Below are 12,115 nucleotides of genomic sequence, written 5' to 3' on the forward strand. Positions count from 1 at the left end.
AGCACCATCTTACATCAAGATGGTGCTTGCCTTTTGCTCCTGATCAATCCTGTGAAGGAGTGTCTTTCTTGATCCACTTTAGAAATTTCTCCCTAATCTTCATACGCTCGTGATCAAACCAACCATTTTTCATCTGCTCCATCAGTTGCTTTTTGGTGATTTCTCCATTGCGGTATAGTCTACTTAACTCATGACGGACATTTTGAGATAGATGTTCAAAATCATCCATGTAGTGCCCCCCTATTCTTTAGATCTGTATAGATGAGAGGGTATAATAGATAGCTAAATAGAACAGCTCTTTCGATCTCTATTTGTTCATATGCATGAACTTCTCTGCCCGTCAGGGACATAACTCCAATTCGCTTACTTTTATCAGGGCCTGCATGAATGGGAATACACAGAAGACTACGATATTGCTTTGTTACTAGTTCAATTCTTTCATACTCGATTGAATCTTGCTCTGTATCTGGAATATAGTAGATCTTGTTCGTCCTCCAACATCGTCCTGCGGCACTTCCATCAATAATCGGTTCATACTCTTTTACTCGGGGAGAATGTCCACTAGAATGTACATAATGACTCAATTTCTCTGTTGATTTGCTATGTTGCACATGAATGACAATTCTTGGGTTCTTCTCTCGAAATCCTTTTAAACTATTAATGAGATAGTCCAATAGATAATCAAACGTATCATCCCGATTCCCTTCAAATTCATTTGTCGCTGCTATCGCGGCTGCCACCTCTTGCGCAGCGTACATCACTTGGCTTGTGAAATACGTTTCGTCATCATACTTACTATCTAGCTCCGTAAATAAATTCTGGATTTCAGTTAGCTTTTTGGATTGCTCTTGGATTACCTGAGTATATTGCGCATTTTCGCTTTTTACCACGGTTAATTGTTCCTGTAACTCCATTTTTATCTTTTCGGTTTCCTCAATTGACTCCTGATCGATAATCTTCCTTCCAAACCAGTCAATATCCCCCCTAGCTAAGCGGTAAAAGTAAATAAGAACAATTACCGCTAGCGTGCCCGCCACTAAAAATGATAAAAAATCAAAAAACCAACCCCCATTTTCATCAAGGGTTTTAAAAAACTCAAAAATGGCATCCCAGTTCATCATCACTACCCCTTTCAGAGGAAGAAAAGGTAACATACGGTGTTTAAAATGAAATATTCCCTATTTTCTTAAAAAAATAACATGAAAATATCAAGATGATTTCGCTATCATGTAGTATATGTGAAGGAACATACGATGGTATAGTGTGGTGAATTAGAGAAGTAAAAAATATACACCAGATCTAATTCCTTGCAAAGTAGCCCTCTTTCAAATCCAAAAGAGGGCAGCATGCTGAGCTGAATTAACTTTTAAAATGAACATCAGATGGTAGCTGAATGGAGATAGATTGAGACTTTTTCAAGTGCTTTAATGTCGATACAATAAGGAAGCTAACGATCACTAATAAGAGCCAAGAGCTCACCTTCCCCAAATGAACAGGACTCCACGCATCCGCTTGATTCGGATATTTCCAAGCTCCAAAAAACGTTGCGATATTTTCGGCTACCCATATAAAAAATCCGATTAGGACAAAAGAAAGCGCTAGCGGCATGCGATAACGAGTTCCATTAACCTCGTATGTAACCCATGATTTCCAAAAGACAATTACGACCAGTCCGGATAACCACCAGCGTATGTCAATCCAATAATGATGAGTGAAAAAGTTTACATAAATTGCTGTGGCAATAGGGACTACTAGTAAAAACGATGGCCACTTCACCAGCTCAACGTTAAACCTCCTCCATGCCTGACAAAGATAACTCGCTACACTTGCATACATAAATCCACTATATAAAGGAACCCCGAATATTTTGAAATATCCTTCCTCTGGGTATGACCATGAACCCAGGTGTACCTTAAAGAGTTCCAGAGCTAGTCCAATCAGGTGGAACAAGGTGATGACTTTTAGTTCATCTCTTGTCTCAAGCCCAGAATACACCATACACCACTGCATCAAAAGACAAATAATCAGGAGCCAATCATACCGTGGTAGAAAAGGAAGTGGCACCATTTGTGTAAATGCTAAAGCGGTGAAAATCACGACTGGAAATAAGCAAGATAAAGCCTGCTCCCAACCAAACCGAATGAGCTGTCTTAGTGCTCTCATCATGAAGGATCCTCGTCACTTCTATATTCTAAAATATCTCCAGGCTGACAATCTAACGCCTTACAAATCGCTTCTAAAGTGGATAAGCGAATCGCTTTTGCTTTTCCATTTTTCAGTATAGAAAGATTAGCCATCGTGATCCCAACCCTCTCCGAAAGCTCTGTCACGCTCATTTTTCTCTTCGCGAGCATCACATCAATATGAATGATTACTGCCATACTACCACCTCAGACCACTAAGTCATTTTCTGATTTTATATCAATCGCTTCTTGTAAAAGCCTTTGCAGAACAGCAGCAAATACTGCGATGATTGTAGACGCAAAGATAGGGATGATCCCAATAATGATAATAAGCCCTGGGGCATCGTCTTTTTCAGCTACCAGATAAATAAATGGCATTAGTACCACATACAACCCGCTAACGGTGATTGCACAGTACTTTATCTGTTGCAAGGAAGTAACAGACATTTGTGAGAAAGCTTTATTTCGATCAATATAGCTTAAAAGTTGCAAAGCCTTGTACAAGGCAATATAAAACGGGATCGCTGATCCATATACGCCGATTAAAATAGGATACATGATATAGGAATAATTGGAATTGAATGGGTGGTGAATGAACCAAAACAAACCATATAAACATAAAGCCAGAACGGGAATACCGATCAGAAAAACAACTATCTTTAGAAATAGCGTGGATCCATGATTCATTAAAAGATACCTCACTTTGTTATAGTTAAGGTAATTATAATTCATGATTTATCGTTTTACAATAAAAAAATATCGTTTGAACGTTGTATGTCATAGACAAGTAATAATCCTTTCCTATTTATTTTATTAATTTTTTCATAGTAGTAAGAAGCTCATCCACAACCGCATCGTCTCCGGCTTGGATTCTCTCGATCACACAACTCCTCATGTGTCCTTCTAATAATAATTTGCCTACACTATTTAAGGCTGCTTGAATGGCTGCTACTTGATTTAACACATCATCACAGTATACATCTCGTTCAACCATGCCTTTCACTCCACGAATTTGCCCCTCGATCCGATTTAATCGAGATATCATATTTTTTTTCATTTCATCTGAATGATGGCTCTTCCGCTCTTCATTTTTACCGCTACAACATGGATCATCACTAGAATGTATTAGTAGATTTTCATCTTTCAACATACTCACCTCTTATATCTAGTATACCCTGTATAGGTATGGGAAGCCAAAAAAGCAAATGTTCATGCTATACTAGAGGTAAATACATCTTACATCAGAATGGACGATCCATATGAAACAAAAAATTGTTTTATTTGATGGCGTTTGTAACTTTTGTAACGATCGAGTGCAGTTCCTTCTAAAACATGATAAGAAAAAAGAACTCCGTTTCGCTTCTTTGCAATCCGATTTTGTACAAAACTGGGTTTCGGAAAACGGAGTCAAGTTAGAAGATAGTATGTATTTCATAGATGGTGATAAGCTTTACTCCCACTCAACTGCCGTTCTACGAATCATTAGAGAACTAGGAAAAGGGTGGAAGTTGTTGTACGTGTTGTCTCTCATTCCTGAATCTATCCGGGACAACCTTTATCGTCGTTTTGCGAAAAATCGATATCGCTGGTTTGGAAAAAGCGAAGTATGTATGATTCCAACTCCAGAAGTGCGTAATCGCTTTTATCTATAAAACAACCTCCTTCAATTGATGAAGGAGGTTGTTTTATAGGGTGTTGTTACAAAGACATTTTCAAAATCGCTAATACATCTTCCTGCTTTAACAGGTTATAACGTCCAACTACTCCTGACGGGCTAATACTGACAACCTTCTCAGCCATCAGTTGGATCTTAGAATCATCGATGTTGTAATCAGCTAAGCGGCTTGGAGCTCCTATACTGACCCAGAAATTGCGCAACTCTTTCACTGCTTGCTCTGCGAGTTCTACATCCGACTTACCAGCTGGATCAATACCGAACACTCTTACTGCTAACTGCTTAGCTTTTTGAGTGTGCCCTTTTTGGATTGCGTATTGAATCCAGTTTGGGAAGATAATCGCTAGACCACCACCGTGGGGAATGTCGTAAACAGCAGATACCGCATGTTCGATGCCATGTGTAGCCCAGTCACCAATCATCCCTTGATTCAAGGTGCCGTTAAGAGCGATCGTGCCACATTGCATGATCGTCTCCCGAAGCTCATAATTCTGAAGATCCTTTAGCAACTTCGGTGCTGTCTCAATCACTGTGGATAAAAGCGATTCCGTCATCCCTTCTAACAAAGGAGTATTAGGAGACGGACTAAAGTAGTGCTCCAAAGCATGAGACATCATATCTACCATTCCATAGATCGTTTGATCGAGAGGCACTGTAAACGTATGTGTCGGGTCTAGGATGGAGAACTTAGGAAACACATAAGGAGAGCCCCATCCAATCTTTTCGTTTGTCTCCCAGTTCGTAATCACAGAACCCGCATTCATCTCAGAGCCAGTTGCAGCTAGGGTAAGCACGGTTCCAAATGGAAGTGCATCTTGGGCAGTTGCTTTCTTCGTTACGATATCCCAAATGTCTCCGTCAAATTTTGCCCCTGCAGCAATTGCTTTTGTACCATCGATGACACTACCACCACCGATGGCGAGGATGAAATCAATATTCTCGTCTTTGCAGATTTGAATTCCTTTATGTAGAGTTGTTACACGTGGATTAGGCTCAATTCCTGCTAGTTCAAATACCTCTGCATCTATTTCCTGTAAATATCCCATCGCCTTATCATAAAGACCACTTCTCTTGATACTTCCACCACCATAAACCAATAAAACCCGCTTACCGTATTGTGGAATCTCATTCTTTAACTCTGACAGACGATCTTTTCCAAAGATACATTTCGTTGGATTATACGCTACATATGACTCCATGTGCTGTTCGCTCCTTCTGGTTGTCTACTCAGATATTAAATCGTTTGCTTTAGATATTCATTCCAAAAGCGAAGATCGCCCGCAACTCGCCCATCTGCTTGAACGGTTTGGGGTTTTGATCCACTCCCGATTACGTATCCGAGATTTTCTACTCCCATAAAATCATAAATCAATGCAAACTGTTGTACAAGGGGTAACGCTTTTTGATATACACGATCTCCACCTACGATTAAACTAAGAGCTTTTTTTTCGGACATGATCTTGCGAAAATCATAACGTGGATCACGCAAACTCTGTGACCAACGATCCACAAAATTTTTCATGTGGCCTGACATTCCGTACCAATAGAGAGGGGTTGCAAAGACCAAAATGTCTTGATCCAGAATTTGACTGATAACCGTATCATAATCATCATCAACAGGTCCGAATCCTTCAGGATCATGTCTTTTGTCTATAATAGGATTGATCGTATACTTCCGTAAATCTACAATACTTGCCTCAATCCCTTCTAATAGGGATGTTACCATATATTCTGTATTTCCATTATCTCGAGAACTTCCATTAAGTGCTAAGATCTTCATTATGATTTCTCCTTTATTTATCAGATTATCCATTTGGATTAATTCTTCAGTTGTCTATGGAGTCCCTTCTTCCTTCATTGTAGGTATATTGATAGTTTACCCTTTTTTCGTTTTGATTTTATGTATGAATCACATTTTATGTTAGAATGTTAACTTATGATGAGAATATGTGGTAGTTAGGATGAAAATCAATGAATTCAGCAAATCGCTTCACGATGACCACCATGGGCTCTGTTCAATGGTTGGTCTTTCTATTAGCAAATGCATTAGCCCTTCCTGTTGTAATCGGAAGTGTGTTTCACCTTAGTCATGTAGAAGTGGCAGAACTTATGCAAAGAACTTTTTTTATCGTTGGTCTCTCCTCTTTGCTACAGGGGTGGTTAGGTCACCGTCTCCCTTTGTTAGATGGTCCTGCTGGAATCTGGTTAGGGATATTTATTGGCGTTGGCGGGTTAGCCTCTGCACAAGGAACCGATCTAAAGCTGACACTTCAATCACTCGAATTTGCCATGATTGTGAGTGGACTCATCTTAATCTTTACGGGATGGATCGGTTGGTTTCAAAAGTTGTTATTTCTCTTTACACCTTTGGTAACAGGATCTTACCTCATGGTACTAGCGATCCAATTAAGTGGGACATTTATGCAAGGGGCTTTAGGAATTAGTAAAAATCAACCAACTCCTCACCTTCTAGAAGCTATGGTCTCCATTGGCGTAGTCATTCTGGTATTTTCCCTCTCTACTTGGGGAAAAGGTTGGTTAAAAAGCTTTGCGGTTCTAATCGGAATCGTGTTCGGTTGGGGCGCTTTCACTTTCATTGGATATCACGCAGACGCTCCTTCCATCACGGGATGGTTTCAACTCCCTACTCCATTTGCTTGGGGTATGCCTATATGGAATGGAAGCATGATCATCACAGGTATTTTGGTTTCACTTGTTCTTATGTCTAACACAGTAGCCAGTATCAACGCCGTACAAAAAACGATTTCTGATACGACAATCCCTTCCTCAAAAGTTCTCAATCGAGCTGGTTTGATGGGTGGAGTAACGAATCTTTTAAGCTCCGTATTCTCGACAGTAGGGATGGTGCCACTTTCGGTTGCGGCGGGCTTTATTCGGATGACTGGACAAAAGGAAAGAAGACCTTTCTTAATCGCATGTGGCGCGCTTGCTTTATTCTCTTTCTTTCCTATCATTACTGGATTTCTCGCACAACTACCTGGACCGATCGCCTATGCGACTCTTCTAGCAGCTTTCCCTACTATGTTTGGATTAGGATTAAACACCGTTCTCCAAGAGCCATTGGATGCAAGAAGAATGACGATTTTAGGGATCGTTATCTCAATGGCTGTTGGGATTATGTCACTTCCAGAGAAATTTTTTCAAGTTATGCCTACCATTGTGCAAAGTATAGTTGGGAATGGTTTATTAGTTGGGATGATTTTATCCATCCTATTAGAATTGATTTGGAAACCAGAAAAAAGGTAGCCTGTGGAAAGGCTACCTTTTTTTATACAACGATTTCTTTTTGCTGCTCATGTTGCTCACAAATATGTTGCGTTACGTTAGTGAAAAGAGAGAAATTAGGGAATTTGGATAGCTTTACTCCATAAAACGGCTCATCTTGTTTGTTGATAAGATATACCATGCCATTTTGCAGAGTGATACCTCCAAAGTTAGACCAGTTTATGTAGCCATCCGGGATGCGTACATAATCAATGTGCAGAGAAACATCATCAAAATGTATCTCCTCCCCTTTTGATAAGGTTTCACATAAAATATCCAGACGCCAACTACTTACGCCTCTTTCCACCTGCTCCATTAGTTCCTTAGCCCCTACCAACCGCTTACTTGATAGGGAGATTTCTTCGTCATAATCTAGAGAATCAATACTTAGAGTGTGAATGGTTTTTTCTTTTCCAGACCACTTCCGTTTGCTCCTAATGTTCCAGTAGATTCGATCCATTCTTGAATAAGGTAACAAAATCTCTTTTTTACGACCAAACACGATAATCCCATTTTGGTACAATCGAACTTTTTCGCTAAGATCTTTTCCTTTCCATAACATCATGACAAATCCAAACAAACCACACATCCCTGTAGCAATCATTTGGCTGATTAGAAGCACGTCTGCCTTTCCTTGCTGTGCTTTCCAAGTAAAATATACGCACCCAGCACTCATCAAAATGGCCACGAAGCCATATAAAAGTGAAATGGTCAATACTTTTCCTTTATTAACAGAGTATAGCTTTCCTTTGTCTCCCAGTTGTGAATCATCATACTGGACCATTTTCTCTGCCCCCTTGGCAACTGGAAATATAAGAAATTTATAGCAAATATCATGTTCCATGTAAAGAGTAATAAAAAGAGTTTAACAAATAACAAAATTATATCATATAACCGTTCATACAATCGCAACAAATATATTGAATTAGAAATGAATATACCTTTCATAGTTGATACTATAGTACTAGATTTGGAATGAGGAGGATAAAGATGTTTCGAAACATAATTGACCAATTACGGATTGTTGGATTTATTGAAGGAATTTCCTTCTTACTACTCCTATTTATCGCCATGCCACTGAAATACATGTTTAACCAACCTTTGGCTGTGACCATCGTGGGTGGCTTACACGGTATCCTTTTTGTCTGGTTTATGATCGTTTTAGGCATTGTAACCTTACGATACAAATGGCCTGTTACAAAAGTAGCTGGAGCTGTTCTTGCATCTGTAATCCCGTTTGGAACGTTTGTCTTAGAGAGAAAGCTTCGTGATCAAGTATAAATAAAAGGTTCCCGAGTATATGCGCATACTCGGGAATTTTTTATTTACTTGATTTTAGTGTAATCAAAACTAATTCAGGCCTACAATTAAATCTAACCGGCATTCGGGTCATTCCAATTCCTCTCGTTGTATAGACTTGCATAGAAGAGTTTTCAACTTGATATAAACCATCAATATATTTTTGTGCGTGGGGTGGAGTGTGAAGTGCTCCGATAAATGGAATTTGAACTTGTCCTCCATGACTATGCCCAGATAATTGTAAATCGATTGGATACTGACAAAACTCATCTGCGAAATCTGGCTCATGAGCTAATAAGATGTTACAAGTATCTTTCGGCACCCCCTGTAGTGCGCTAAGAATATCTGCGCCTCCCACCCATGGATCATCTACTCCAACGATATAGATAGAATCGGATTGCTTTTTTATTTGCCTATTTTCATTATGCAAAATAGTAAAGTTCGATTTTGTTAAAACTCGATTTACAGCCTCTCGATTGCCCCAATTATCATGGTTTCCGAGTACAGCATACTTCCCGTACGGAGCTTCTAATTTGCTTAGATAGCGTGTCGTTTCAGAAGCTCCCGTTGAATGATGATCGAAAAGATCTCCAGTAAAGCAAATACAATCTGGCTTCAGAGACTGGATCTGCTCAAATAGAGGCTCTAAATCTTTTGCTTCCATATGAAATCCTAGATGCAAATCACTAAAATGACAGATTCGGAAGCCCTCAAATGCGGTCGGTAAATGAGAAAGCTTAATCGTAATATTAGTTGTTTCGATCGAATACGGCTCGATCCAACGGGAGTAAGCACCCGACAAACCTAAAGCACCTATCGTCCCCACTGAATAATACATGCTTTTCTTCAGGAAACTCCTTCGGCTGATCTTTCGACTTTCTTTCATTCTATTCGATTCACCTTTCTACAGAGTTCCGTGGGTCAATCAATATTCCACTTCATCAAACCACTGAATGACTCTTTTCTCATTAGACGACTTTATTGCTAATTCAATTGCATGAATCACTTCTAAAGCCTCTGTTGGATGGACTGGCAAAGCAGCTCCATCAATCACTGCATCATACACCTCATCATAAAAACGATCATAGTTGCCCGCAATACTTGGAATCGAAAATGTTTCCTGTTCTCCGCTCAAAGGGTCAATAATCGTCGTTACCTCTGCAAAATTGGCTACTTCTTCCTGTCCCCATTTTTCAGAAGTAGGCGTCATTCCTGCTTTTAACTGTTCCTCTTGTGGGTCCAATCCAAACTTACGGAAACTTCCATTTAGACCATGCACCTCAAGCTTTGGCCCTGGCTGAATAACAAGTGATCCTGCACGCAATTCAACACGTAAACCTGTTTCATATCCAAAAATAATATGGAAGTAGTCAGGAGCTGTAGAACCAGCCCGTTGTGATTGTACATCTGCCCAGACGGTTAACGGAATGCCAAATAAGGTGAGTGCTTGATCGATTAAATGAGCCCCTAAATCATAAAGCACACCCCCACCAGAGAGGGAGTGCTCTTTCCAACGCTGTTTTACCTCTGGACGATACCGATCAAAATGTGCCTTATACGTATGGATCTCTCCCAATAAACCTTGGCTCATACATTCTTGCAGAGTGAGGAAGTCAGCATCCCAACGACGGTTCTGGAAAACAGTAAGAATTAGCTCTTCTTCACGAGCTAATTCTATCAAATCCTTCGCTTCTGCTGATGTAACCACAAATGGCTTCTCCACGACAACATGTTTTCCACTTTGTAGAGCGGCTCTGGTTAAGGAATAATGAGATTCTGTAGGTGTACAAATAATGACAAGATCAATCGAATAATCTTCAAAGATTTCTTCTGCCGAATACGCGATTTCAACCTCAGGCAAGTCTGCTTCAACTTCCTCTTCTCGCGTTGTCACTACTTTTACAATTTCATAACCTTCATTTGCTTTTAGTAATGGAGCATGAAATACTTTTCCAGCTAATCCATAACCAATCATTCCAACTCGCACTTTTGCTATACTCAATGAGAGATCCCCCTGATCCATTCAGTCATATAGCTACATTATATATAAAATTCCTATGCACGCCATATTGAGCTATAAATACAGAGTTATAGAAATAGTAGATATGATCCCAGATTACAAACGTTCATCTTTTTGAAAATTACATACAAAATGTGCTGATTCGCTGTATACATCAAATTCATATCCTTCATCTTTATAGAACTTTATAATTTCAGGCAATGCTTCTAATGTTTGAGGCGTTTCGTGCATGAGCACAACCTCTATGTCTTTGGAGGTATGTTGTTTTACATTTTCAATGATCTGTTTAGGATTATCTTTGAGTTTCCAGTCATTCGAATCAATCGTCCAGTCCCAAACTTTCAATCCTTTTTTGGCAATTTGGTCTCGAATACCTTTATTGTTCAAACCTGGCGCGGAACCATATGGAGGTCGAACTAGTTTGGGACTTTGTCCTATAACATCCTGGATAAGGGATGTTGTTTTATCCATTTCAGAAAGAAATTGTTTTTTCTTATACAGTTTCGTATTATCATGTGTCATACTATGTGCCCCAATATAATGGCCTTCGTCTACTGCACGCTTCATATTTTTTTGATAGTCAGGATTTTGAATGTTTTTTCCGATCATAAAAAAGGTGGCTTTGATATTATGTTCCTTTAATAGATCTAAAAAGTTTTCGGTTAACTTACTGGGTCCGTCATCAAATGTTAGATAGACGACTTTCTTTGATTCACTTTTCTTTGTCTGATCAGAGTTGGTGGGATTTACAGGTTTCTCGGGATTTGCTATTTTTTGATTCGTTTCAGTTTGATTCGCTTCAGCAGGCTTTGAAGCATTTAAATCTATATTGAAAAATAGTAGCACAGCGGAACATAGTAATAGCATACTCGCTAAAATGATGATAATTCGATTCTTCTTTTTAAAAATCCTCATCTCAATCGACTCCCCGATGATCTGTGTAGTAGACCCCTATTTTTTTGAAAGAAAGTCAATAATACCATCTACAATTCCTTTTTTTGCTTTATCTTGGAATTCCGTAGAGTTCATTCGTACTTCATCGCTTTCGTTTGAGGTAAATCCTAATTCAATTAAAATAGCTGGCACTTTATTTTCTCTGAGAACTAGATAATCACTATCTTTTACTCCTCGATCACGACTATCAATCTTTTGATCAAATATAGCTTTTTGTACAAGCTGTGCTAGCTTCTTATCATCCGATCGAAAAGCAGTATAATGAGTCGTAATTCCTTCTACGTTGGGGTCTTCATAAGAATCATGATGAATACTCACATATATGTCTGCAGATTCCTTTTTTACCATATCCACACGAGCTTGAAGTTCTTTTTTCTGATCTAATTGAGGTAGTACGCTAGTGTCTGTATCACGTGTCAAAATGACTTTGGCATCTGTTCTTTCTTCTAATTCTTTCTTGATGTTTTTCGCTACCTTTAAATTTAGATCTTTTTCAATCGTTCCCTGTTTTTTTCCTTTTGTTCCTTGGTCCATTCCTCCATGCCCTGGATCAAGTATAATGGTTTTCCCTTTCAAGCGTAGGTCTTCTGCGGTAACTTTATCAACTATATCTAAATCGAGAAATTGATAACCAATCCCGATGGATAATGCGATTAGTAAAATGGAAATAATAATCTTCTTTTTCATAAATAATCTCCT

16 protein-coding genes are annotated in these 12,115 nt (G+C 39.1%); 3 read left to right on the forward strand and 13 right to left on the reverse strand.

Annotated features, from left to right (window positions below; genetic code table 11):
• Window positions 1-43 precede the first annotated feature (43 nt).
• From J2Z48_RS05880 to J2Z48_RS05905, 6 genes are all read right to left on the reverse strand, one after another.
• Entirely contained in the window at window positions 44-229 is a 186-nt protein-coding gene (locus J2Z48_RS05880; protein WP_307251725.1) for a hypothetical protein, read from the reverse strand.
• Window positions 222-1,121 (reverse strand): GAF domain-containing protein, encoded by a 900-nt coding sequence (locus tag J2Z48_RS05885; protein ID WP_307251726.1) that lies wholly within the window; start codon window positions 1,119-1,121, stop codon window positions 222-224. The genes J2Z48_RS05880 and J2Z48_RS05885 overlap by 8 nt, the downstream gene beginning before the upstream one ends.
• Window positions 1,122-1,359: 238 nt before the next feature.
• The gene (locus tag J2Z48_RS05890; RefSeq protein WP_307251809.1) at window positions 1,360-2,163 is read right to left on the reverse strand and encodes a DUF817 domain-containing protein; all 804 of its coding nucleotides are present in this window, start codon (window positions 2,161-2,163) and stop codon (window positions 1,360-1,362) included.
• On the reverse strand, window positions 2,163-2,381 hold the full coding sequence (locus tag J2Z48_RS05895; RefSeq protein ID WP_307251727.1) for a helix-turn-helix domain-containing protein: 219 nt from the start codon (window positions 2,379-2,381) through the stop codon (window positions 2,163-2,165). Before J2Z48_RS05895 ends, J2Z48_RS05890 begins: the two co-directional genes overlap by 1 nt.
• Before the next feature lie 9 nt (window positions 2,382-2,390).
• Complete coding sequence (locus tag J2Z48_RS05900) at window positions 2,391-2,870, reverse strand: DUF2975 domain-containing protein (RefSeq protein ID WP_307251728.1); 480 nt, start codon at window positions 2,868-2,870, stop codon at window positions 2,391-2,393.
• A gap of 118 nt (window positions 2,871-2,988) precedes the next feature.
• Window positions 2,989-3,333 carry a metal-sensitive transcriptional regulator gene (locus J2Z48_RS05905; RefSeq protein WP_307251729.1) on the reverse strand — a complete coding sequence of 115 codons (345 nt, stop codon included), beginning with the start codon at window positions 3,331-3,333 and terminating at the stop codon, window positions 2,989-2,991.
• A 109-nt stretch (window positions 3,334-3,442) separates the two neighbouring features.
• On the opposite strand from J2Z48_RS05905, the gene J2Z48_RS05910 reads away from it, so the two are divergent.
• The gene (locus tag J2Z48_RS05910) at window positions 3,443-3,835 is read left to right on the forward strand and encodes a thiol-disulfide oxidoreductase DCC family protein (RefSeq protein WP_307251732.1); all 393 of its coding nucleotides are present in this window, start codon (window positions 3,443-3,445) and stop codon (window positions 3,833-3,835) included.
• Window positions 3,836-3,881: 46 nt separating this feature from the next.
• Here J2Z48_RS05910 and J2Z48_RS05915 read toward each other — a convergent pair whose 3' ends face one another.
• Window positions 3,882-5,057 carry an iron-containing alcohol dehydrogenase gene (locus J2Z48_RS05915; RefSeq protein WP_307251734.1) on the reverse strand — a complete coding sequence of 392 codons (1,176 nt, stop codon included), beginning with the start codon at window positions 5,055-5,057 and terminating at the stop codon, window positions 3,882-3,884.
• A 35-nt stretch (window positions 5,058-5,092) separates the two neighbouring features.
• Window positions 5,093-5,638 (reverse strand): flavodoxin family protein, encoded by a 546-nt coding sequence (locus J2Z48_RS05920; protein WP_307251735.1) that lies wholly within the window; start codon window positions 5,636-5,638, stop codon window positions 5,093-5,095.
• 191 nt (window positions 5,639-5,829) lie between these two features.
• Between J2Z48_RS05920 and J2Z48_RS05925 the strand changes: the two genes are divergently transcribed.
• On the forward strand, window positions 5,830-7,125 hold the full coding sequence (locus J2Z48_RS05925; RefSeq protein ID WP_307251738.1) for a purine/pyrimidine permease: 1,296 nt from the start codon (window positions 5,830-5,832) through the stop codon (window positions 7,123-7,125).
• A 22-nt stretch (window positions 7,126-7,147) separates the two neighbouring features.
• Here the strand turns inward: J2Z48_RS05925 and J2Z48_RS05930 are convergent, their stop codons facing one another.
• Window positions 7,148-7,927 carry a DUF6585 family protein gene (locus J2Z48_RS05930; protein ID WP_307251740.1) on the reverse strand — a complete coding sequence of 260 codons (780 nt, stop codon included), beginning with the start codon at window positions 7,925-7,927 and terminating at the stop codon, window positions 7,148-7,150.
• A gap of 206 nt (window positions 7,928-8,133) precedes the next feature.
• Between J2Z48_RS05930 and J2Z48_RS05935 the strand changes: the two genes are divergently transcribed.
• Complete coding sequence (locus J2Z48_RS05935; protein ID WP_307251741.1) at window positions 8,134-8,424, forward strand: DUF3817 domain-containing protein; 291 nt, start codon at window positions 8,134-8,136, stop codon at window positions 8,422-8,424.
• 40 nt (window positions 8,425-8,464) lie between these two features.
• Here J2Z48_RS05935 and J2Z48_RS05940 read toward each other — a convergent pair whose 3' ends face one another.
• The 4 genes from J2Z48_RS05940 to J2Z48_RS05955 all read right to left on the reverse strand — a co-directional run bounded on the left by J2Z48_RS05940 (window position 8,465) and on the right by J2Z48_RS05955 (window position 12,103).
• Complete coding sequence (locus J2Z48_RS05940; RefSeq protein WP_307251744.1) at window positions 8,465-9,328, reverse strand: metallophosphoesterase; 864 nt, start codon at window positions 9,326-9,328, stop codon at window positions 8,465-8,467.
• A 39-nt stretch (window positions 9,329-9,367) separates the two neighbouring features.
• Complete coding sequence (locus tag J2Z48_RS05945) at window positions 9,368-10,444, reverse strand: oxidoreductase (RefSeq protein ID WP_307251747.1); 1,077 nt, start codon at window positions 10,442-10,444, stop codon at window positions 9,368-9,370.
• 114 nt (window positions 10,445-10,558) lie between these two features.
• On the reverse strand, window positions 10,559-11,377 hold the full coding sequence (locus J2Z48_RS05950; protein WP_307251750.1) for a polysaccharide deacetylase family protein: 819 nt from the start codon (window positions 11,375-11,377) through the stop codon (window positions 10,559-10,561).
• A 36-nt stretch (window positions 11,378-11,413) separates the two neighbouring features.
• Entirely contained in the window at window positions 11,414-12,103 is a 690-nt protein-coding gene (locus tag J2Z48_RS05955) for an N-acetylmuramoyl-L-alanine amidase family protein (RefSeq protein ID WP_307251751.1), read from the reverse strand.
• Between the last annotated feature and the right edge of the window lie 12 nt (window positions 12,104-12,115).

Source organism: Croceifilum oryzae (assembly GCF_030814315.1).
In the GTDB taxonomy this organism is placed as follows: Bacteria; Bacillota; Bacilli; order Thermoactinomycetales; family Thermoactinomycetaceae; genus Baia; species Baia oryzae.